Here is a 20,739-nt window from a genome sequence, read left to right as displayed (position 1 = left end):
ATTATAGCAAATAATATCTTTGTAAGCCGTTTTTTATTATACTTTGGCTCATTTTAAAGTTGGAGCTAAATTTGGCAGTTGATAAGGTTATTTTCTATCTTTGCGCGACTTTGATCGCCATAAGCATCATTTTTTCACTATCTTTGCCAGTTTTTACAGTTTTATTTTTTAACTACGACGAATTTCACTTTTTTATCCGCCAGTTTGCAGTAGGCTGCATAGGAATTTTTCTCATGTGGTGGCTCTCTAGGTTAAATCCTGACAAAGCGCTCGTTTGGATAGGCTTTGGACTGCTTATCTCTTGTGGTATCGCTATGGGGCTCATGCACGCCTTGCCAGCTTCGATGGTTACTGACTCTGGAGGTGCTAGACGCTGGATCAGGCTGCCTGGCTTCTCACTTGCGCCTGTTGAGTTTTTCAAAGTCGGTTTTGTCTATTTTTTGGCGTGGAGTTTTACTAGAAAATTTAGTGACGGCAAGAGGACTTTAATGGCTGAGCTAAAGATACTTTTGCCTTATATCATTCTTTTTGGTATCGCTATCTTTCTTATCGCCGTTATGCAAAACGACCTTGGTCAGGTTGTAGTTTTGGCACTTACTTTTGTGACGATGGCGCTTTTTGCAGGGGCTAGCGTTAGGCTCTTTGGTATCGGTATCTTGGGCGCTGCCTTTGTCATGACGGTGGCGATAGTTAGCTCTGAGCACAGAATTTTACGTATAAAATCATGGTGGGGCACGATACAAAACATGGTTCTCTCTTTCTTGCCAGATAGCGTGGCAAACGTGCTTAGAGTGGCAGACGCGCCAGAGCCTTATCAAATTTCTCACTCACTAAATGCAATTAAACATGGCGAGTTTTTTGGCGAGGGGCTTGGAGCTGGGATATTTAAGCTTGGCTTTTTAAGCGAGGTGCATACAGACTTCGTGCTAGCTGGCATAGCTGAAGAGGTCGGCGTTTTTGGCATTTTGTGCATCACAGCGATCTTTATCACGCTACTTTATAGGATATTTAGAATTTCAGCTAGGAGCGAAAACAAGGTCTATCACCTATTCTCACTTGGTATCGGTCTTATCTTGTCATTTTCATTTTTGATGAATAGCTACGGCATCACATCGATCACACCGATAAAAGGTATCGCTGTGCCATTTCTTAGCTACGGCGGCAGCTCCGTGCTTGCTATATGCATCGGCATCGGCATGGTCTTGATGGTTAGTAAAAAGGCAAAACTATGATAGTTATTTGTGGTGGCGGCACTGGCGGACATTTGGCGATCGCTAGAAGCTTTTGCGAGGAGCTAAATAGACGAGGCATAAAGCCAATTTTTATCGGCTCAACTAGTGGTCAGGATAAATTTTGGTTTGAAAATGATGATAAATTCGCAAAGAAATTCTTTTTACCAAGCAGTGGCGTCGTAAACAAAAGAGGTCTTGCCAAGCTAAAATCACTAACAAACATTATAAGCCTAGCTCTAAAATGCAGGCAAATTTTTAAAGAAAATGGCGTTAAAGCAGTCATCAGCGTAGGAGGCTACTCAGCAGCGCCAGCAGCCATAGCAGCCATCATCTCAAAAACGCCACTTTTCATCCATGAGCAAAATGCCGTAACTGGCAAGCTAAATAAAATTTTAAAGCCATACGCAAAGGGCTTTTTTAGCTCTTATGATGAGCTCTCGCCCTGCCCTTACCCTGTGGCAAATAATTTTTTTGAAAGCCAAAGAGTTAGAGAGGAGCTAAAAACGATACTATTTTTAGGTGGCTCACAAGGCGCAAAAGCGATAAACGAGCTAGCTATAAATTTAGCCCCATATCTTAAAGAAAAAGGGATAAAGATCATTCATCAATGCGGCAAAAACGCCCTTGATGAGCTTAAAAAAAGATACGATGAGTTTGGCTTTAGCGAAGCAAATTTAGAAATTTTTGACTTTAGCAAAGAGATAGAAAAGAAGATGAGTGAGGCTGATCTTGCCATATCAAGAGCTGGAGCTAGCTCACTTTGGGAGCTTTGCGCAAACGCCCTGCCATCTATCTTTGTGCCATTTCCTTATGCTGCTGGCAACCACCAATTTTATAACGCTAAATTTCTAAAAGATAAAGGCATAGCTGAAATTTGCCTGCAAAATGGCGAAAATTTAGACAAAGATGAAGTCATAAAAATGATCGAGAGCTTTGATCTAAACAAAAGTAGCAAAGCCCTAAAAGATATCCTTTTGCCAAATGGGGCAAAAGAGATAATGGATAAAATTTTAAGCTAGATCCTCGCCTATGGCATAGGCTTTTAGCTCTCGTAGCTCGTAAATGAGGTAGTGATAGATAAGCTCGTTTGTCTTTAGGCTTTTGCCTGAAAGCACAGGCCTTATCATCTCGATGATCCTATCTGTGATGCCAGCGATCTCAACCAAAAGTAGCTCATCGCCCCTTTGTTTGGCAACCCTTATGCAGTTGTAAAAAAATGTGTAGATAGTTTTAAAATTTTCCAAAACTACGTTTGAGACGATCTGAGAGTCGAGATGTAAAATTTTATTCATCCTATTTTGTAACTCCATTAGCTCGGCAAGTAGCCCTCTTATCATCGCTGTGTCGCCACTTCTTGAGAAGATACTCTTCTTCTTTTTTTTATTTTGTATCTGATACTCAGCGACTAAAATTTGCATGATGTTTGAGATGCTTGTCAGGCTCTCCTGCAAATTTTGATTAGTCTTTAGGCTCACACCAGCCTTTTCTATCTTGTAGTATAGGCTTTTGTTTGTCTGCTCGAGGTATGAGCTAATGTTTTCGTAGTAATCTTCAGTATTAAAGACATTTTTAAAAAAACTGCCCTCATCTGTTGTGCTGTAAAGTCTTTTTTTGATCTCTTCGACATTTTTATTAAAAGTGAGCGCATCGATCTTTGTTTCTGGCTCGACAACGCCGTTGTTTTCGATAACTTCCAAGTTTTTCTTAAGTGTGCTTATCAGCTTATCAATCTCATTAAAATCCATTTTGCCTCTTTGAAATTTTTGGCTATTTTACTATAAAAAACTGAAGTTTTCGCTTGCAATTCTTAAAAAGATATTTATACTTCTTTTAATAAAATATCTCAAAAAAGGAGCAAAAATGAATGGTGAAGTTTTTAACTCTTGCATTATCGTAGCCTCTATAAAGCAAGCATTAAAGTCAAATTTAGAGCTAAACTACAAAAGCGAAAAATATATAAAAAGCCTAGTTTTTGACTTTATCTTAGGTGATGAGCCAGAAAAAAGAGAGCAAGATAGCATAAATGAGTGGTTTAAGCACGCCTTAAAGCTTGGACTAAGCGACGTGAGATACGCCACAAATTTGACGGTCTCTTCAGAGGAGCGCTCGCTGCAAGGCTTTTCAAACGTAAGCCACAAGTCGATTCTTTGCATTTATAAAGATAAGATGAGCTATCTCGTGCCGCACTGGAGCTTTAAAGAAGATAAAAAGGGCTGGGATGTCTGGGAGATAGTCTATAAAGAATTTAGCCTAGATGGCACGCCAGAAATTCAAAAATTTAGCGATAACACTTTGGAGTTTAAAGATATCCTAACAAGGATCTCTAAATTTGCTGATGAGATAGAGTGTGAGAATTTTGGTGATTGCTTTAGAAAGGGGCTAAAAGCGCTAAATGAGCCAGAAAAGATAGAGCAAAATATCCTAAACGCGCCACTTATGCCAAAGCTAAATTTAGCCCTTTTTACTGCGGCAAGTGCGGCCGATGTCTTTGGTGGTATGGGCTCTTGGAATGACGACGCAGCGGGCTGGGCGCAGCATAAAAAACGCGCTAAAGAGTATGATGAGCTTAGCAGTGAGCTTTTTACGCAGATGCGTAAAGCCACACTTTTTGCCATAAATGAGTGGTAGCTAGCCGTTTATATGATAGATCTTTTTTCGCTGGCTTGAGCTGCCAATGTTTAGAATTTTGCGGTACTTTGTGATAGTTCGGCGAACGATTTGGATGTTAAATTTAGCTTGAATTAGCTCTTGGATTTTTAGATCAGAAAGAGGCTTTTTATGATCTTCGTTTTTGATAAGCTCTAGCAAAAATTCCTTTATCGCGGCATTTGAAGTCTCCTCGTCAAAGCCAGTTGCGAAGAAATTTTTAAGTGCGACCGTACCTCTTGGAGAGCTTAGATATTTGTTCGCGATCGCTCTTGAGATGGTTGAAGGATTGCGTCCAAGCTCGTCAGCTAGGTCTTTTAGCTTCATAGGCTTTATGTCACCGCCCAAAAAGTAGTCATACTGATACTCAACTATCATGAGCCCTATCTTATAAAGTGTCGCCTTTCTCATCTCAAGGGCGTCTATGAGCTCGCTTGCCTCTTTTATACGCGAGCTTACAAAGGCCTCTTTCTCGTCTAGTCCCTCGGTGTCGATAGAAATTTCAGGATAGTACTCGTCATTTATCTGCACACTTATGCCACTACTTGTGCTTAGTACGAAGATGTCAGGCACCGCCTCTTTTTCATCTTCAAGATACTCAATGGCTGGGGGATTTTTAAATTTCTTTATAATCTTTAGTGCGTCGTCGTAAAATTTAAGCTTTCTAAGCTTCTCTATATTTTCAAAATTTAAGATGATCTTTTTTGCGCACTCTATGATCTCATCACTCGCCTCTGCCTCGCCAAGCTGAAACAAAAAGCTCTCTTTAACATCCTTTGCACCCACGCCACAGGGCTCAAGGTAGGCAAATCTCGCCCTAACTCGCTCCACCTCATTCTCATTAAAATCCGCAAAAATTTCATCATCATAAGAAAAATATCCCTCATCATCCAAGCACTCGATGATCTTATATGCGATATCTTGGGACTTTTGCGTGGGGAAAAGTGGTGGATTTATCTGGCTAACGAGCTTTTCATAGAGGCTTTCTTTATATATGCTTAAAGCCTCGATGCTCTCGCTAACCGAGTTTCTACTAACCTGCTCGAAAAAATTTCGCTTTTTTTCGCTTTTTTCTAAATTTTTGTGTTCAATCGTGGCAAAAGGATTATCTTTTATAAAAGGCTCAAGCGTCTCTTTTAGCTCATCAAGCCCGCTTTGAAGGATAGGAAGCCAGCTTCTTAGCGTTTGGTTTAGTTTGATCTTTGGCGCTAAAGTTTGCTTTTGCCTTAGCATCATCTACTCAAGTAGCTTAAATTCTTCGCCAAGATAGTGCGTTCTAACAAGCTTGTTGTTTGCCACTTCGCTCGCACTGCCGCTTGCTAGCAGCGAGCCATCTTTGATGACGTAGGCTCTGTCGCAAATGGCTAGCGTCTCACGGACGTTGTGGTCAGTTATCAAAACGCCGATGCCTAGCTTTTTAAGGTCTCTAACGATGCTTTGGATGTCGCTAACTGCGATAGGATCGACGCCTGCAAATGGCTCATCAAGCAGCAAAAATTTTGGCTTTATGATGAGGCTTCTAGCGATCTCACAGCGTCTGCGCTCGCCACCACTTAGACTAACGCCCTTTCTTAGGCGGATAGGCTCGATGTTTAGCATATTTAGCATCTCATTTACTCTTTTAGATATCTCTTCTTTGCTTTGATTTAAAATTTCAGCCCCAAGGAGCAAATTTTCTTCTACGCTTAGCTCTTTAAATATGCTTGATTCTTGCGGCAAATAGCCAATACCAAGGTGCGCTCTTTTGTGAAGTGGGACGTTTGTGATCTTTTCGTCATTTAAAAAGACATCTCCGCTAGTTGGCGAGATGAGCCCACAGATCATATAAAAAGTGGTCGTCTTTCCAGCACCATTTGGTCCAAGAAGTCCCACGACTTCGCCGCTATTTACCTCTAAAGATATACCTTTTATGATCTCACTTTTTTTAATCGTCTTTTTTAGATCTTTTACTTCTAGTTTATGCACTTATAACCTCGTATTTTCTACCATTTTTGCTAAGAGAAATTTTTACTAACGTATAGCTCTCGCCGTTTTTCTTTAGAGCTTTTTCTAAATTTTCATCGCCCCACTCTACTAGATGAAGCCCCTCTTCAAATAAATTTTCAAAAAGGCCATTTTTTGCCATCCCGTCAAATCCGATCTGATAGATGTCGTAGTGGTAGATATCTTTACCATAAATTTGCATCAAAGAAAATGTCGGCGACGTCACACTCTCGTCTATCCCATGAGCCTTGATGATCGCCTTTACAAGCGTCGTTTTGCCACTTGCTAGATCACCACTTAGTAGCACCACGCCACTTTTTGGCAGCACCTGCACAAGCTCATTAAGCTCATTTTCTAAAAGCTCAAAAACCATCAAAGCTCTTTTACATACTCGCTCTGGGCGCTTTTTGGTATGCTTTTTGTAGTTGGGACCGCTAGCACCTCATATCTCGCCTCACGAGCTAAAAATTTGATAGTGATTACGTCGCCTATCTTAACATCTTTTGCAGCTTTTGCCTGCACGCCGTTTATGCTCACAACGCCGCTTTTGCACATATCTTCGCTAACGGCACGCCTTTTGGTGATATTTACTACGTTTAAAAATTTATCTACTCTCATGCGGCGGATTTTAACAAAAATAGCCTTAAATTTTTAATCCTTTAGATATTTTAAAAGCTCTTTTAAATTTAGAGGTATGACGCTGCCGTGGGTTTCATTTTTAAAAAGCTCAAAGTGAGAATTTACCCCACTTTGCTTTAAAATTTGTGCTAGATCACTCGCCTTTAAAATGCCAGCTTTGTCAGTTTTGCCCTTTCTCTTTTCAAGCTCGCCAACGCTAAGAAAGACGAATTTAGCCTTTAGTTTTTCTTTAAATTTACCCTCGCTCACATTTTGCTTTAAAATTTCAGACCCACCCCACCAAAGAGATGGCGAAGCGATAAAGAAATTTGAAAATATGCCATCATTTTTAAGCATCGCATAGAGCGTAAAAAGGCCGCCAAAAGAGTGTCCATAAAGGCTTTTTTGGCTGCCTTGCACGTTAAATTTCTCATCAATTAGCGGCACTAAATTTCTAGTTAAAAAGTGGTAAAACGCATCTGCGCCGCCACCTTTGCTAAACTCCTCGCCCTCTGCCTTTGGCGTGAGATCTCTTGTGCGTTTTTCTATCTCGTAGCTTTTGTCTGTGTCATATCCTATGCCTATTATTAGCGGTGCGGCCTTGCCATCAAATTCATTTAAAAGCATGTTAAACTGGGCGTTTGCGTCAAGCAAGAAAAGCACGTTTTTAAACTCATCTTGCCCCTTTAGCTTGGCTGTAAAAATTTTATAAATTTCATCATTTGCGCTCATTTTAAAGGTTGAAATTTCAAATTTACTAGCAGCTTTTTGGCTAAGTGGCTCAGGCGTTTGTTGCGGAGCTGCTTGTAAAATTTGCGTCACACCAAGCGTAAAAAGCAAAAATTTAAAGGCTCTTACCATTTTGCAGCGACCTTAAACCAAAATCTCCTGCCCTCTTGCGGATACCAGTAGTAGTTGCCGTCGTCTGCTAGCGCCTCATCGTATCTTACTTTATCAAAGATATTGTAGGCATTTAGGCTAAGCGTCAGGTGCTTGTTTGCATCCCAACTGACGCCTGTATCGAAAGTGAGTAGGTCTTTTGTGTTCTCTCTTACTCTATTGCCAGCGCCAAAATTTACGCTTGTTAGCTTACTCTCATAGTTTGCGCCAAAAAATGTCTTTACACTCTTTATAGGCTTATATGTAAGCGTGGCGTGAAGTGTGTGCTCTGGCGTTGCTGTTAGACTTTTGCCATCAAGTCTAGCTAGGTTTGTCTCGCTAAATTTCATAGGGCCTCTTGGCGTGTTTATCGTTGGGTTGCCAGTTTTTATCTTTGACTTATTATAAGTGTAGTTTGAGCTGAAATTTAGATTTGAAAGGATGTCATAGTCGCCACTTAACTCCACGCCCCAAACGGTCGCACCCTCAATGTTAAAGTAAGTTCCCCAACCAGGGCAACCCACACTTGGGATTTTTGCGCTTGGCGGGCAAGGACCAAAGGCTGGAATTTTATTTACATTACTGCCGTCGGTGTCTAGGATCTTATCTTTAAATTCATTTCTAAAAAGCGTTACCGAGCCTCTAAAATCAGCCCCATTATCATAATATGCCCCGACTTCATAGGTCGTGCTCTTTTCTGGCTTTAGGTCCTTGTTGCCAAAATCAACTATCCTCCAGCCACCTTGGATAGTGCCTACTTCTGGGGAGATTTGATTGACATTAGGTGTTTTATAACCAGTCGCTACGCCACCTTTTAAGCTTATCGTATCTGTGGCGTTATAGACTAGGTAGGCCCTTGGCGAGAGGTGGTTGCCAAAAAATTCGTTGTGCGTGAGTCTTGAACCAAGCGTTAAAAAGAGCTTCTCATCTAAAATTTGCCACTCATCCTCGATAAATCCCGCATGCTCGCTCATCGAGTAGGTCTTTGGATCTTTTAAGCCGTTTCTTGAGGCGTTTGAGACGATGAAGGTTGTACCGACATTTTGCTTACTAAAGTCATAACCAAAAGTTAGAGTGTGTGCGCCAAAAAATGTTGTAAATTTTGAGTTAAAGTTGTGATTTTTGGCTTTTGCAGGTATGAGGCTGTCAAAAAGGCTCGTTCTTTGGGTCTCATCATAAATGTAGCTCAGATCGGCATTTAGGCTATCAAATTCGCCAAGATAGCCCACGCCATAGCTCTTTTTCTCGTAGTCATAAGCGTTTAAAACCTTATTTGTCTTTATGGTAGCTGTTTTGCCGACTGTTCGCGAGTAGTCGTGTTTTTCACTTGAGCCAAGGATAAAAAATTTATTGTGTTCATCTGGCGTGATCCAAAGCTTTGCGCTTAAATTTCTCTTATCGCTCTTTTGATAGCCACCTTTGTAATTATCCTCATCTCTTAGCTTTTTGTATCCCCAAAGCTGAAGCGCGAAAAGGTCCTTATAAAGAGGTAAATTTATATAAAAGTCGCCTTGTCTGCCGTCGCCTATGCCTTTGTGAGTGTTTATCGTGGTTGAGATGCCGACGTTGCCGCTAAATTTTGAAAAGTCTTTTTTGGTAATGATATTTATAACGCCTCCAACCGCGTCGCTACCATAAAGCGAGCTCATAGGGCCACGGATAACCTCTATACGCTCGATCGCTTCAGCTGGTGGGATGAAATTTGAGTTCATATCCCCTGCTCCACCCTTTGGATTTGCGCTGCTTGAATTTACTCTTTTGCCATCAATTAAAACTAGCGTTTGAGACTTCTCCATGCCACGTATAGAGATGCCACTAGCTGCCCCGTCCTCGCCACCGACGACATTTACGCCTGGCACTTTTTGGGCGATTGAGTGAAGTGAGGTGAAGCTATCTTTTGTTAGCTCATCACCTTTTATTACGCTGATGCTTGCAGGGGCTTCTTTTATCTGCTGCGAAAAGCCGCTCGCACTTACTACGACGCCATCTAGCTTAGTTTCGTTGTTCTCTTTCTCTACTGCATAGAGAGAATTTGCCACACAAGCACTAAGGCAAATGGCGATAAATTTTGATCTATTCACGGATATCCTTTTGTTAAATTTAATTTTTGATAATGAAAGCGAAACGCAAATTTAACAAAGCAAGCATAAAAACAATATTAATTATCATAATTTTAAACAACAATGTAGAAAAAATTTATGAAAATAAAATTTAAATCAATCTAAGAGGAGCTAGACCCAAAGCGAGTCTAGCAAATTTGAAGTTATTTTGAAGCGACCATTTCGTTGTATGAGTTAAATATCTCTCTGCTAAGATCTTCAAGCTTTCTAAACTCAGTGACAAAATGTTTTAAATTTTTCTCGTTATAGCCCTTGCCAGCTTCTGTCAAGATGGCTTTGATGTTTTTGTTAAACTCATCCACTAAATGGCGTGATTTTTCGTAAATTTTAGTGTGACTAAAGCTCTTTGCGCACTCATTTTCATACCACGCTACAAGATCATCTGCGTCTTTTGCTATATCGTCGCCGTAACCCTGCTCATTTACAGTGTCTGAATAAACACCCACTTTATAAACGATGATAGCTATCTTTGCGATGATGCCAAAGGTCTTGTCTTCTACATATTTTGATCTTTGGGCTGTCTCTTTTGCATTTTGGTTAAAGCTAGCTAAAGTTTGTTTGAAATTTTCGACATTTGCTGTGGCGATCTTTGAAATTTCATCTATCTTTTTAGAGTTTTCATCTATATCTTTGGCTTCTTGCTGAAGTGTTTGGATATTTACGCCGATCTCGTGTGTCGCTTTTTGGGTATTTTCAGCTAGTTTTCTAACCTCATCAGCGACAACAGCAAAGCCGCGTCCATGCTCACCTGCGCGTGCTGCCTCGATGGCTGCGTTTAGAGCTAGTAAATTTGTCTGCTCAGCTATATCTTTTATCAAATTTACAACTGAAGTGATGTCGTCTGTTCTGCTATTTAGCGTGCTTATAGCGTGGCTTGAGCCCTCTATCAGCTCTTCAAGCGAGCTCATATTTATGCTTAGCTCATTTATGCTTTGCGTCGTGTCCTCAGCGATCCTAGCTGTATCTTGTGCCATGTGCGCCATTTGGCTTAGGTTTTTAATGCTCTCATTTAGATCGTTTCTAACATCTTCTATACCGTCGTTGCCATTGCCAAGTGTGTCAAGCTCTTTTGAAAGTAGGCCTCTTACTTTACTTTTGTGACTATCTTTTATACCAGTTACGCCGTTGCTCATAGAGATGGCATTTTGTTTAAATATACCGCGAAATCCCTCTGTAAAGATATTTCTATATGTTAGTCCGCTTTGAGCAGCGTCTATTGAGGTTGAAATTTCTCTTTGGAGCGCCTCAACTTGATCAAGCAAGTCATTTATACCAAGTGCTACCTCATAAAGAGGGTCATTTTCTTTTACATTTACTATCCTAGGCTCTAAGATACCGTTTCTAGCTGAGCCTACCACGCTTAAAATTTCATTTATAGAGTCAAGTTTTTTTCCAAACATCATTATAGCCTTTGTAGGTTATTTACAAATTCATCATAACTTATATTTTTTTCTTTTAAAAATTCAGTTAAAAATTTCATCGAAGCATCCATGCCACCGCTCTTTTCTACCGATAACAACTTTTGATATATAGGCTCTATTATCTCAATCGCCTTTGGATTTGGCTTGCGTCTAACTGAGTAGTAGCCAACTGGATTGTTTTGCACATCAAGCGAAGTTGTGATATTTGCAAATACCCAGTAGTACCCGCCATCAAAGCTTTTGTTTTTAACATAAGCAAAAATTTCTTCTTTATTTTTTATGCGCTCCCAAAGTAGCTTGAAAACAGCTCTTGGCATATCTGGGTGTCTTATGATGTTGTGAGGCTTACCCAAGACTTCAGCTTGTTTAGCTCCAACTATCTTTAAAAATGGCTCGTTACAATATGTAATACGTCCTTTTAAGTCGGTCTTTGAGACCAAAAAGGCGCTCTCTTCGACCATGTGTTCTTTGTTTTCAGACATCTTCTCTCCTTTAAGATTTTAATTATTTTAGTTTTTAACGGCTTTTGATAGATCCCACATCGGCAAAAATATACCAAGAGCTAGTAAAAGCACCATACCTGCTATAAAAACAAGCAAGATAGGCTCGATATAGTTTGAGATGTTATCAATAATATCGTTAAATTTCATCCTGTAATAGTCAGTTACTTTTCCGGTCATATCATCCAAGCTACCGCTTTGCTCGCCAGCGCTTATCATCTGTATGAGCATATTTTCATATAAATTTGTATCTCTAAAAGCCTCTGTTAGGCTAACGCCCCTACCAACAAGTATCTTAACGCCGCTTAGTTTCTTTTTGATATCCTTGTTTGAGACCGTTATCACAGCCGTATCAAGGGCATCTGCTATAGGCAAACCAGCTCGAACAAGCTCTGTAAAGATGAGGTTAAACCTGCTCATATTTGAATAAAATATGATCTTGCCGATGAGATAGACTTTCAAAAGGTATTTATCGACCTTATCTTGAAATTCTTCACTCTCAAGGTAGTATTTTCTAAGCAAATATCCGATAAACGCAAGTGCTCCAAGGATATAAAAGCCGTAGTTTGTCATTACATATTCGATATTTAGCAAAATTTTAGTTGGCAGTGGTAGCTCCGCATTTAACTGCTCGAAAATTTCTCTAAACTGCGGCACAACAAGTATCATGAGGATGACAAAGGCTATGATGATCGCACAAATGACGGTTATCGGATAGCGGATAGCTTTTTTAAATTTTTGCTGATTGTCCCAGACCTCTTGCAAGATAGAGGCGAGCTTTGCAAGCGCGTCAGCCATATTACCAGTGCTTTCCCCTAGTCTTATCATCGCTAGCGTCACGTCGCCTAGCTCTTCTTTAAAATTTTCTATACTATTTGTGAGGCTTGAGCCTTGATTTAGCTCCTCATCTATGGTTTGAAATATAAATTTAAGGCGCTTATCCTCGGTGGAGTTTGCAACCTCTTTAATGCTATCGTGGATAGAAATTCCAGCATTTGTCATAACGCTAAGCTGCCTTATAGTGGCTACTAAATTTGGGATTTTCACCTTTGGATTAGTAAAAGCCTTTGCGATCACATTTTGTAAATTTTCAAAGTTATTTATGCTAGAAGTTTGCGTCTCTTTGATCTTTACGATCATGCCAGTGACATTTGCTTTATCTTTGATCTCGTTTTTATTGTTCGCTCTTAGGCTCATCTTATGGCGTTTGCCGTTTTGGATATACTCAACCTCAAAGTATTTCATATCTTAGCAACCCTATAAACTTCTTCAAGCGTGGTTATGCCATTTGCCGCTCTTATGACGCCATCATGAAACATATCTATAAAGCCCTCTTCGTAAGCTACGCTTTTAAGCTCATCTTTAGAAGCGCCATTTGCAACCATGCTTGCTATATGGTCGCTAATAGGTAAAATTTCACTTATCATCTCACGTCCTAGATACCCAGTTTGTGAGCATTGCGGACATCCGACGCTTTTGTAAAACTGGTAGTTTTCAGGGACAAATTTCTTAACCTCGTCAAATGCCTTTTGAGATAGTGTGATCTTTTGTTTGCAGTGTGGGCAGAGCTTTCTAACAAGCCTTTGAGCCTCTATGCAAACGAGCGCGCCGCTTACTAGATAAGGCTCGATGCCCATATCTATCATACGAGGAAGTGCGCTAATGGCATCATTTGTGTGAAGCGTAGAAAAGACAAGGTGACCAGTAAGTGCCGCTTGTATCGCTATGCGAAGCGTCTCTTGATCCCTGATCTCGCCTATCATTATGACGTCTGGATCTTGCCTTAAGATAGAGCGAAGGGCTGAGACAAAGGTAAGACCAGCCTTTTCATTTACATGCACTTGTTGGATCATATTTAGCTGGTATTCGACCGGATCTTCAACTGTTATGATCTTAGTTTTTACGCTTTTTATATCATTTAGCGCACCGTAAAGTGTCGTAGTCTTACCTGAGCCTGTTGGACCAGTGACTAGGATGATGCCATAAGGTGCTTTCATGCTCTTTTTAAATTTAGCAAAGTTATCAGGATGCATGCCAAGATCTTCTAAATTTATAATGACCTTTGACTTATCCAAGATTCTTAAAACTATACTTTCACCGTTTAAGATAGGTAGCGTCGAGATACGAAAATCATACTCTTTGTCTAAAATTTGAGCTGAAAATCTACCATCTTGTGGGCGGCGGCGCTCTGCGATGTCCATGTTTGAAAGTAGCTTCATACGGCTAACCATCGGCGGATAGATATCTTTATCAAATATAAATGTCTCGCTTAGCATACCATCGATCCTGCTTCTTACGATGCAGTTTGTCTCGGTTGGCTCGATGTGGATGTCGCTGGCTCTGCTTTGGATAGATGTTTTTAAGATGATCTCGATTAGCTTTAAAATTCCAGAGTTTTCACTGTTTTGACCTTGGCTAGCCGAGCTTGAAAGCTCTCTTCTGATCTCTGTTATCACATCTTTTATGCTCTCATTTAGCGCTAGCTTGCTTATATATTTTTCTATCTGAGTTGGCTGAGCTATGGCAACTTTTAGCAGTTTTCTATTAAATAAATTTTGCACCTTATCTTGAGCCATAACGTCAAATGGATTTTTAAAAGCGACATATACGCTTATCTCATCTTCTTTTACTGGGATCGCACTATATGTCTTTAGCTGAGCGGTGCTTAGTTTTTCGCTGATACGGTAGTCGATGTCGATATCATCAAGATCAAAATATAAAACCTTAAATTTCTCGCTTATAAATTTAACAAAAGCCTTGATATCAAGCTCAAGATCGTTTGAAATTTCATCGATATTTACATGCCCTCTCCTATAAATATCAGACAAAATTTCCATAAAGTCATCGTCATTTAGTAAATTTTCATCTCTTAAAATTTTAACAAGGCCTTTGCCTTCTTGCTCGCTTATCTGCTTTATCTTTTCTATATCTGATGTGCTTAGTTTGCCGTTTTGTTCTATATTTTTTAAGATTACATTTTCTACATTTTTCATTATCTATACTCTATTTGTGATTTCAGGTCGTTATTTTTAAAAATTTTAAGCACTAGCTTTGGTATTTGTCCATTTGTTGGGCTTATCTCATACCTTGTGTCAGAGTTTGGCTCTTCAAAGATAAATGTACCAAGCTCTTCGACATACTCTTTTTTTACAAATTTATCAAACAAAAATGAAAGTATATAATCACTCTTTGGAAGCCTGATATAGCTTATATCAACGCCATCTATCATAGCGTGAAATAAGAGCTTTTTCTTAAATAAGATGTCAGCAAAATAGGCAGCATTTTCTCTTGATTTTTCGCTCTTTACTAGCTTATCAATCGGAGTTGCTAGCCTGTTTAGATCATTCATCTTTATGCAAGCGATGCCAAACATAGAAATTTGCTCTTCGTTATTTTGTGTTTTTAAAAAATCCTCAACCTTTTGATTGCAGACTTTTGCGTAGTTTGCGCTGTTAAAGTCATCCCTAATCTCAGTTAGGCTAACAGCAAAAACTTCACAAACAAAAACAAAAAAAATAGCAAAAAATTTCATAATGTTCCACTTTTTATCTTATTTATAAGCTCATTTATCGAAGCTTTGTTTAAGTTTTTATTATACTCCATTAGAGCTTTGACGGCATCATCGCTTTGCTTTAGCTTATATTTTGACTTTGCAAAGATGATCCACGACTCCTCTAAGCTATTATCTATATCGTTTGCAGCAAGCGACCACTTTATAGCTTCTTTGAAATTATTATTTCTAAAATTTAATCTCGCAAGCTCAAGTGCAATAGTTGGATTATTTGTCTTTAAAAATTGTTCTCTTAGCACGCTCTCTTCATTTGATGCTGAAGTTACTTGTATATTTACACGCTTTCTGGCTGGCTTTGACTCAAGATCTATCACTTCATCTTGTGGCACGCTTATGCCATTTATACCATTTTGCTCGGTAAGTGGCTCTTCATCAGGGATGTTTAGCTTAAGCCAACCTTGTGAGCTTCTTTGCCTTTTTGGGTCATTTTTTGAAGTATCGTTTGTTTCGTTTATCTTTACAACCTCTTCAAGCTTTTTAGCTATCTTGTCAGCTAGCTCATCTTGCTTTTTACCCTCTTCAAATTTAGCCTTAGCAACCTCGCTCTTTTGCTTTAGCTCACTAAGAACGCTTGCATTTGTCTCATTTTTTTCTACCATTTTTACAGCAGTTGCATTTTTGGCTAAAACTTTATCGCTTTTACTTGCAAGACTTGGAGTTTTCTCTATGCTTAGCACTATCAATGTAGCTAGCAAAATGATGATAAGCAAAAGCTCGATGATTAAAATTTTAGAGTTTTTGGCATTAAAAATTTTATGCAAAAAGCCACCATTTTTTTTCTTGTAGCTCTCATAAAGCTTTTCTAGTCTTTGAATTTCTTGTGGTTCAAGCATCGATTAGCCCCGCATCAAGTGCAGCCATGGTGAGTATCATGATATTTGCCTTATCACCGCTAAGCTTTGAAGGCTGATACTGCTCGTAATATTCGCAAATTTCATAGAATTTATACATGATCTTGTTTAGTGTTCTTAAATTTCCACCGCAAAATGAGTAGGCACACTCGTAGTCTTTTTTATCAAATTTAAGGTATTTATCATAATTTTTTTGACTAAGCTTTCTTTGCAAGTATATGATGATCTCATTTACATCAGCGCTACTTAACTCGATACTCTCCCAAATTCTAGTCTGAAAATAATCTTTTGCCAAAATATCTTCGTTTTCGGTTTTGTGTATCGTAAAGAGAAATTTAAACATCCTAGTATCAGCCATAAGCCTTATCTTCTCGATAAGCTCAGTCGGATAGAGCTGCGCTTCATCTAGGATAACCGTCATTTGATTTTTTAAAATTTCATCTTTACTGCTAAAGTCTTTTGAGTAAAATTTTATAAAGCTCTCAAAGTTGTTTATATCTTCAAGCTTTTTTCCATAAATTTGCTCACAAAGTGCCTCGATAAATGTCGCCTCGCTAAAAAATGGATGTGGAAAAAAGATGAGGCTTTTATCTTCTTTTAAATCATTTGCGATCTTGTTTAGCAAAAAGGTCTTGCCGCTACCTGGCTTACCATAAAACAAGATGAGCTTTAGTGGCTTTTTTAGAGCTAAAACTATCTTGTTGTAGCAGCTTATAGAGTTGTCTAAATTTACGAAATTTAAACTCTCGTCTTCATCTATGAAAACATCTTTTATATGTGTATAAATATTTTCGTTACTCATAGATCGATTTAGAAAATCCTAGATCTTTTAGCGACTGCTGAACTGGTTTTGGATCTTCAAGATCAACAACTCTTGGCGTGATGACAAAGATAAGCTCAGTAGTTCTTACGCCATCTCTTGTGCTTTTAAAGACGCTTCCTATCAAAGGTATGTCGGCTAGAAGTGGCACAGCTGTGTTTTGCTTATCTTTGGTCTGTCCGATAAGTCCGCCAAGTATGATCGTATCGCCGCTATTTACCTGAACTACTGTTGAGAGTTTTTTCTGAACTGTATCAGGGGCGATCTCTCTAATGGCTGTATTTTGTGATCTTGTGTCATCTTCTGCATACTTAAAGCTACTTAAGCTTGGATTGATGCGAAGCATGATCTTATTGTTATCTGAGACTTCTGGGAGTAAATTTAACAAGATACCGATAAATACAGAGTATTGTTTATAAGTTGTTGTAAGCCTGTTGTTATTGTTATTGTTGCTACCATTATCTGTCTCTTCCATTACGCGGTAGTTTATATTATCGCCCACAGAGATTAGCGCTTGTTGGTTGTTTAGAGTGGTTACTTTTGGACTTGAAACGACCTTTGTTTTGCCATTTGTTTCAAGGAAATTTATCATACCATCAAGGCTAAAGTTTAAATTTGCAGCGATATTTAGTGTGCGACCAAAGCCATCGCTTAAGCTGTTGCCCTTGTTTGTCCAGCTTGCACTTGAACCGGTGCTAGAGCCTTGGTTGCCGATATATGAGTTAAATCCGAGCTCAAATTTACTCCAATCAACGCCTTGCTTATACTCGTTATTTAGATCAACTGCGATGATAGAAACGTCGATGATGACTTGCTTTTTAAGCCTTCTTTGCATCTCAGCTATATATTTTTCAACGCGTTTTAGCTGTGACGGGGTCGCTGTAACAGTGATAAGTCCAGCATTTTGGTTTATGATAGGATCTGGCGCTGTGATGTGCTCACTGCTATTATTCAAGATAGCTTTTAGCTCAGCATCAAGCTTCTCCCAGAAGTCAAATTTCTCAGTTGTTCTTATCAAGTTGTTTTCATTTTTTATGTCGTTTGAGCTAGTATCGCTGCTTGAGCTACTGCCTACTTCTGATGGAGAGGCATCAACCGAAGCTTTTGTAATGGCTGTGCCTTCACGGATAGAGGTTATATAGTCTATTTTAAAAATTTTTGTTTGAAGCGATGAGATTTTTAAGACATTATTTGAAAACTCATAGCTTAAATTTTTTTCGTTTAAAAGCAGATCAAAGACCTCGCTTAGGCTCATATTTCTTATATTTACACCAAAGACTTTATCGTCAAGCTCTTTTTTGCTGTAAGCATCTTTTGCAACGATACTAAAATCACACATTTCAGAGAGCTGATTTAAAACATCTCCAAGACTTATGTCGTCTGTGATCTTCATACTAAAATTTTTACTCAAGCATGTGCTTGGTTTTGCCATCATAGGAGTAGCTAAAAATGAAGCCAACGCCACAGTTATAATAAATTTACTTAATTTTGATACCAACATTTTTACTTCCATTTTTAAGAGTTAGCTCTTGTTTTTCATCATCTTTTACGATGATAACCTTGCTGCCATAAACACTTGTGATATTGTAATCATCAATCATATCTCCCACTTTATACCACTTGCCATTTATATTTGCTTTATTTAGCAAAATGGCCTTTAGCATAAACCCCCTTGCAGAAGAGTATTTTGTAGTGTTTTGATCGCCTTTTGGAGCAACTGGCAAATTTAGCTTGAAAGGATCTTGTAAGCTAGAAATTTCACTGCCATTAAGCCCTTTTCTTTGCTCTTTTATCTTAACAAAAACTTCATCATAGTTTTTCATCTCGCCTTCAAACTCACTGCCAAATAGACCAAGAGATAAAATTAAAAATAAACCAAATTTTTTCATCAGTACTTCATACCCCACACTGAGATAGAGAGCTTAGCACCTAGATCTTTTTGAGTGGAATTTATATCCATTTTGTGAAGATCTACTACGAGTTTTGACTCTTCAAGTCCGTTTATATAGCTAAGCATATCTTTAAAATTTCCAAGACAAGTGACATCTATATTTAAAATTTGCTCTATCTTTTGGAAATTTGGCTCTTTTATATCGCTTTTAAGCTCTAAAATTTTTATATTATTTTGCTTTGCTAAAAGCACGATACTATCTATGTAGTTTGCCCAGTTTTGATTGTCAAAAAGCAAAAAAGAAAACTCTTTAAGCTTTGAATCAAAATAGGTATTAAATTTCAAAATATTCGTGTAGCGAAGTTTTAGATTGCTTAAATTTCTATTTTCTTCATTTATCTTGAAATTTCTATCGCCATCAGGGGAGCTCACTGAAGCTAGATAGTTTCTAGTGTTTTCTAGTTTTGTAGAAATTCTCGTATGTTTATCAAGCTTTTCATCAAAGAAATTTTGCGCAGGATCAAAGCATAGCATATAAACAAGATAAGCTATGATAAGCGCTGAGCCAAGAAAAATAAGGTTTGTTTCGTTTGGCTTTTTGCTATCAAAGTATTGATCTATTTTGCTTAAAATATCTTGTCTCATTGTCTAATCTCTATGCTTATATTACTTTCATACTCGTGTTTAGCGTCATCTGAGCGAATTTTTTTAGTATTTACCAAGTATTTTTCATCTTTGCTGATATCTTTGATCAACTGGGTTATCCTTTTTTCATTATCGCTAACTGCAGTTATAGTCAAATTTCTATCGTTATTTACGATGTTTGTGATATGAACTGTGTTTAGATTTAAAATATCGGTAATTTTAAAAAGATTTAAACCCTTCATAGCGTAATTATCTTTTTTATTTTCGATCTCAGCAAGCAGACCTTTTCTAAAATTTAGCTTTTCATTCTCTTTTTGAGTCTGCTCTTTTACTGCCTCTTGTTCTCTTGAAATTTTAGCTAGTGTCTCTTTTATCTGCATCTCTTGTGCGTTTAGGACGCTATATTCGTCATTTAGTCTTGCGCTGTCTTTTTCTAAAACAAGACCAGCTATGTAGTTGTAAGCTGGATATAACATACTTAGCGCAAATGCCGCAGCGCAAGTGAGCAAGAATTTGCCACTTTTTCTTTTGACAAACGGATCTGGGCGAAGCATATTTGAGAGGTTAAAATTCTCATAAAATGGCTCTTTGGTATAAAATCTACCAAATAAAGCCATAACGTTATAACGCTCGTTTATAGTATAGTTTTTGTTGTTTATCGCAACTTTTATGTTTATATACTCTGCATCCAAACCAAGTTTGGTTGAGATGAAATTTGCAAAATTTTTGATCTCATAGTCGCAATCTATGTAAATTTTCTTTATAGATATGCCATTTTGGCTATTTATAATGTTTAAAATATCGTTAAAGTAAAAGATATAATCTTCAAAAACTGTGTTTAGATCGTAGTTAAAGCCATCATCATCTTTATTTACAAGTCCTCTTTGAGATAAAACTTCGAGAAATTTATCATCGCTTAGGCGGTCGCCGCTTTGCTCTAAGAATTTATCTTTAAGATAGTTTAGGTTATAGCGGATTTCTCTAGCTGTAAAAAAATCACCATCTAAATATATACTTAAAAATGATTCATCTTTTCTAAGCGCGATAAAGCAGTCTGCTTGCGTGCTAGGCAGCAAGCCTTTTTTGTAAATAGCAGAGTAGATCAAAGGCTCAGGTGCAAGGTAGTCGATATATGGGACTTTTTTTGCAACCGCTTTAAAGGTCGAATTTATATCTTCATTTGTGATAGCAAAAACAGTAAAAATTCTCTCTTGAGCTTTTGTAGAGCCTTCTGAGAAAAATATCTTATTATCAAGCGCAGGATCTAGCGAAAGCTCTGCATAGACCTTTGAATAAAGCTCCTCGTAAAGGGTGTCGTTATCAACGCTTCTAGGGATAAAAATAGTTGTTGTTTTTAAGTCTTTAAATTTTATGTATGAGATGAAAAAGTCGCGTTTATTGACTGTTTTTGAAAAGTTAAAAGCTTCTACATTGCTGTTGTGATAACGAAATCCTTTATAGTCATACGGATCTAGTGCAACTATAGAAATTTCACTATTTTTTTTAATATTCATCATGAATCAAAAAACCTTCCTAAACGCTTATATTTGGTATTTTAATAT

20 protein-coding genes and 1 pseudogene are annotated in these 20,739 nt (G+C 38.2%); 3 read left to right on the top strand and 18 right to left on the bottom strand.

What is annotated here, in order from left to right:
• Positions 1 to 71 precede the first annotated feature (71 nt).
• Complete coding sequence (locus tag CVT00_RS04900) at positions 72 to 1,232, top strand: FtsW/RodA/SpoVE family cell cycle protein (protein ID WP_009293817.1); 1,161 nt, start codon at positions 72 to 74, stop codon at positions 1,230 to 1,232.
• The gene (gene murG, locus CVT00_RS04895) at positions 1,229 to 2,251 is read left to right on the top strand and encodes an undecaprenyldiphospho-muramoylpentapeptide beta-N-acetylglucosaminyltransferase (RefSeq protein WP_107915271.1); all 1,023 of its coding nucleotides are present in this window, start codon (positions 1,229 to 1,231) and stop codon (positions 2,249 to 2,251) included. The genes CVT00_RS04900 and murG overlap by 4 nt, the downstream gene beginning before the upstream one ends.
• Here murG and CVT00_RS04890 read toward each other — a convergent pair.
• Positions 2,243 to 2,977 (bottom strand): imidazole glycerol phosphate synthase, encoded by a 735-nt coding sequence (locus CVT00_RS04890; RefSeq protein ID WP_107915269.1) that lies wholly within the window; start codon positions 2,975 to 2,977, stop codon positions 2,243 to 2,245. The genes murG and CVT00_RS04890 overlap by 9 nt on opposite strands.
• 115 nt (positions 2,978 to 3,092) lie before the next feature.
• Here CVT00_RS04890 and CVT00_RS04885 point away from each other — a divergent pair, with 115 nt between their 5' ends.
• Positions 3,093 to 3,860 (top strand): hypothetical protein, encoded by a 768-nt coding sequence (locus CVT00_RS04885; RefSeq protein ID WP_107915267.1) that lies wholly within the window; start codon positions 3,093 to 3,095, stop codon positions 3,858 to 3,860.
• Here the strand turns inward: CVT00_RS04885 and CVT00_RS04880 are convergent, their stop codons facing one another.
• The 17 genes and pseudogenes from CVT00_RS04880 to CVT00_RS04800 form a co-directional block, all read right to left on the bottom strand.
• Entirely contained in the window at positions 3,861 to 5,111 is a 1,251-nt protein-coding gene (locus tag CVT00_RS04880) for an RNA polymerase factor sigma-54 (RefSeq protein ID WP_230853807.1), read from the bottom strand.
• 3 nt (positions 5,112 to 5,114) lie between these two features.
• Positions 5,115 to 5,843: an LPS export ABC transporter ATP-binding protein gene (gene lptB, locus CVT00_RS04875; protein ID WP_009293825.1), complete on the bottom strand. Its 729-nt coding sequence runs from the start codon at positions 5,841 to 5,843 to the stop codon at positions 5,115 to 5,117.
• Positions 5,836 to 6,234 carry a tRNA (adenosine(37)-N6)-threonylcarbamoyltransferase complex ATPase subunit type 1 TsaE gene (gene tsaE / locus CVT00_RS04870; RefSeq protein WP_107915263.1) on the bottom strand — a complete coding sequence of 133 codons (399 nt, stop codon included), beginning with the start codon at positions 6,232 to 6,234 and terminating at the stop codon, positions 5,836 to 5,838. The genes lptB and tsaE overlap by 8 nt, the downstream gene beginning before the upstream one ends.
• Positions 6,234 to 6,479 carry an RNA-binding S4 domain-containing protein gene (locus tag CVT00_RS04865; protein ID WP_103558070.1) on the bottom strand — a complete coding sequence of 82 codons (246 nt, stop codon included), beginning with the start codon at positions 6,477 to 6,479 and terminating at the stop codon, positions 6,234 to 6,236. The genes tsaE and CVT00_RS04865 overlap by 1 nt, the downstream gene beginning before the upstream one ends.
• Before the next feature lie 33 nt (positions 6,480 to 6,512).
• Positions 6,513 to 7,340 (bottom strand): alpha/beta hydrolase, encoded by an 828-nt coding sequence (locus tag CVT00_RS04860; protein ID WP_103558071.1) that lies wholly within the window; start codon positions 7,338 to 7,340, stop codon positions 6,513 to 6,515.
• Complete coding sequence (locus tag CVT00_RS04855) at positions 7,334 to 9,439, bottom strand: TonB-dependent receptor domain-containing protein (RefSeq protein ID WP_107915261.1); 2,106 nt, start codon at positions 9,437 to 9,439, stop codon at positions 7,334 to 7,336. The genes CVT00_RS04860 and CVT00_RS04855 overlap by 7 nt, the downstream gene beginning before the upstream one ends.
• A 182-nt stretch (positions 9,440 to 9,621) precedes the next feature.
• Positions 9,622 to 10,341, bottom strand: a pseudogene (locus tag CVT00_RS10480) (methyl-accepting chemotaxis protein); the annotation flags it as partial.
• Between the two features lie 539 nt (positions 10,342 to 10,880).
• A complete protein-coding gene (locus CVT00_RS04845; protein ID WP_103575911.1) occupies positions 10,881 to 11,381 on the bottom strand; it encodes a PAS domain-containing protein in 501 nt (166 codons plus the stop codon).
• 27 nt (positions 11,382 to 11,408) lie between these two features.
• On the bottom strand, positions 11,409 to 12,644 hold the full coding sequence (locus CVT00_RS04840) for a type II secretion system F family protein (protein WP_103639469.1): 1,236 nt from the start codon (positions 12,642 to 12,644) through the stop codon (positions 11,409 to 11,411).
• Positions 12,641 to 14,392: a GspE/PulE family protein gene (locus CVT00_RS04835; RefSeq protein ID WP_103558076.1), complete on the bottom strand. Its 1,752-nt coding sequence runs from the start codon at positions 14,390 to 14,392 to the stop codon at positions 12,641 to 12,643. The genes CVT00_RS04840 and CVT00_RS04835 overlap by 4 nt, the downstream gene beginning before the upstream one ends.
• The gene (locus CVT00_RS04830; RefSeq protein WP_021092328.1) at positions 14,392 to 14,931 is read right to left on the bottom strand and encodes a hypothetical protein; all 540 of its coding nucleotides are present in this window, start codon (positions 14,929 to 14,931) and stop codon (positions 14,392 to 14,394) included. The genes CVT00_RS04835 and CVT00_RS04830 overlap by 1 nt, the downstream gene beginning before the upstream one ends.
• Positions 14,928 to 15,803: a CDC27 family protein gene (locus CVT00_RS04825; protein WP_103569637.1), complete on the bottom strand. Its 876-nt coding sequence runs from the start codon at positions 15,801 to 15,803 to the stop codon at positions 14,928 to 14,930. Before CVT00_RS04825 ends, CVT00_RS04830 begins: the two co-directional genes overlap by 4 nt.
• Complete coding sequence (locus CVT00_RS04820) at positions 15,796 to 16,623, bottom strand: ATP-binding protein (protein ID WP_103558079.1); 828 nt, start codon at positions 16,621 to 16,623, stop codon at positions 15,796 to 15,798. Before CVT00_RS04820 ends, CVT00_RS04825 begins: the two co-directional genes overlap by 8 nt.
• Positions 16,616 to 18,142 (bottom strand): pilus (MSHA type) biogenesis protein MshL, encoded by a 1,527-nt coding sequence (mshL, locus tag CVT00_RS04815; protein ID WP_103558080.1) that lies wholly within the window; start codon positions 18,140 to 18,142, stop codon positions 16,616 to 16,618. The genes CVT00_RS04820 and mshL overlap by 8 nt, the downstream gene beginning before the upstream one ends.
• On the bottom strand, positions 18,120 to 18,530 hold the full coding sequence (locus tag CVT00_RS04810) for a hypothetical protein (RefSeq protein ID WP_103558081.1): 411 nt from the start codon (positions 18,528 to 18,530) through the stop codon (positions 18,120 to 18,122). Before CVT00_RS04810 ends, mshL begins: the two co-directional genes overlap by 23 nt.
• On the bottom strand, positions 18,530 to 19,177 hold the full coding sequence (locus CVT00_RS04805; protein ID WP_107915253.1) for a pilus assembly protein PilO: 648 nt from the start codon (positions 19,175 to 19,177) through the stop codon (positions 18,530 to 18,532). The genes CVT00_RS04810 and CVT00_RS04805 overlap by 1 nt, the downstream gene beginning before the upstream one ends.
• Entirely contained in the window at positions 19,174 to 20,694 is a 1,521-nt protein-coding gene (locus tag CVT00_RS04800) for a C4-dicarboxylate ABC transporter (protein ID WP_103558082.1), read from the bottom strand. Before CVT00_RS04800 ends, CVT00_RS04805 begins: the two co-directional genes overlap by 4 nt.
• Between the last annotated feature and the right edge of the window lie 45 nt (positions 20,695 to 20,739).

Source organism: Campylobacter concisus (assembly GCF_003048675.2).
GTDB lineage: Bacteria > Campylobacterota > Campylobacteria > Campylobacterales > Campylobacteraceae > Campylobacter_A > Campylobacter_A concisus_F.
The sequence above is the reverse complement of the archived record's forward strand: the minus strand, read 5'-3'. Positions and strand labels throughout refer to the sequence as shown.

Bases quoted from the DNA above. Each gene is read 5' to 3' on its own strand.
- murG (WP_107915271.1), top strand. From the start codon at position 1,229: ATGATAGTTATTTGTGGTGGCGGCACTGGCGGACATTTGGCGATCGCT.
- CVT00_RS04890 (WP_107915269.1), bottom strand. From the start codon at position 2,977: ATGGATTTTAATGAGATTGATAAGCTGATAAGCACACTTAAGAAAAAC.
- CVT00_RS04885 (WP_107915267.1), top strand. From the start codon at position 3,093: ATGAATGGTGAAGTTTTTAACTCTTGCATTATCGTAGCCTCTATAAAG.
- CVT00_RS04880 (WP_230853807.1), bottom strand. From the start codon at position 5,111: ATGCTAAGGCAAAAGCAAACTTTAGCGCCAAAGATCAAACTAAACCAA.
- tsaE (WP_107915263.1), bottom strand. From the start codon at position 6,234: ATGGTTTTTGAGCTTTTAGAAAATGAGCTTAATGAGCTTGTGCAGGTG.
- CVT00_RS04865 (WP_103558070.1), bottom strand. From the start codon at position 6,479: ATGAGAGTAGATAAATTTTTAAACGTAGTAAATATCACCAAAAGGCGT.
- CVT00_RS04860 (WP_103558071.1), bottom strand. From the start codon at position 7,340: ATGGTAAGAGCCTTTAAATTTTTGCTTTTTACGCTTGGTGTGACGCAA.
- CVT00_RS04845 (WP_103575911.1), bottom strand. From the start codon at position 11,381: ATGTCTGAAAACAAAGAACACATGGTCGAAGAGAGCGCCTTTTTGGTC.
- CVT00_RS04840 (WP_103639469.1), bottom strand. From the start codon at position 12,644: ATGAAATACTTTGAGGTTGAGTATATCCAAAACGGCAAACGCCATAAG.
- CVT00_RS04835 (WP_103558076.1), bottom strand. From the start codon at position 14,392: ATGAAAAATGTAGAAAATGTAATCTTAAAAAATATAGAACAAAACGGC.
- CVT00_RS04830 (WP_021092328.1), bottom strand. From the start codon at position 14,931: ATGAAATTTTTTGCTATTTTTTTTGTTTTTGTTTGTGAAGTTTTTGCT.
- CVT00_RS04825 (WP_103569637.1), bottom strand. From the start codon at position 15,803: ATGCTTGAACCACAAGAAATTCAAAGACTAGAAAAGCTTTATGAGAGC.
- CVT00_RS04820 (WP_103558079.1), bottom strand. From the start codon at position 16,623: ATGAGTAACGAAAATATTTATACACATATAAAAGATGTTTTCATAGAT.
- mshL (WP_103558080.1), bottom strand. From the start codon at position 18,142: ATGTTGGTATCAAAATTAAGTAAATTTATTATAACTGTGGCGTTGGCT.
- CVT00_RS04810 (WP_103558081.1), bottom strand. From the start codon at position 18,530: ATGAAAAAATTTGGTTTATTTTTAATTTTATCTCTTGGTCTATTTGGC.
- CVT00_RS04805 (WP_107915253.1), bottom strand. From the start codon at position 19,177: ATGAGACAAGATATTTTAAGCAAAATAGATCAATACTTTGATAGCAAA.
- CVT00_RS04800 (WP_103558082.1), bottom strand. From the start codon at position 20,694: ATGATGAATATTAAAAAAAATAGTGAAATTTCTATAGTTGCACTAGAT.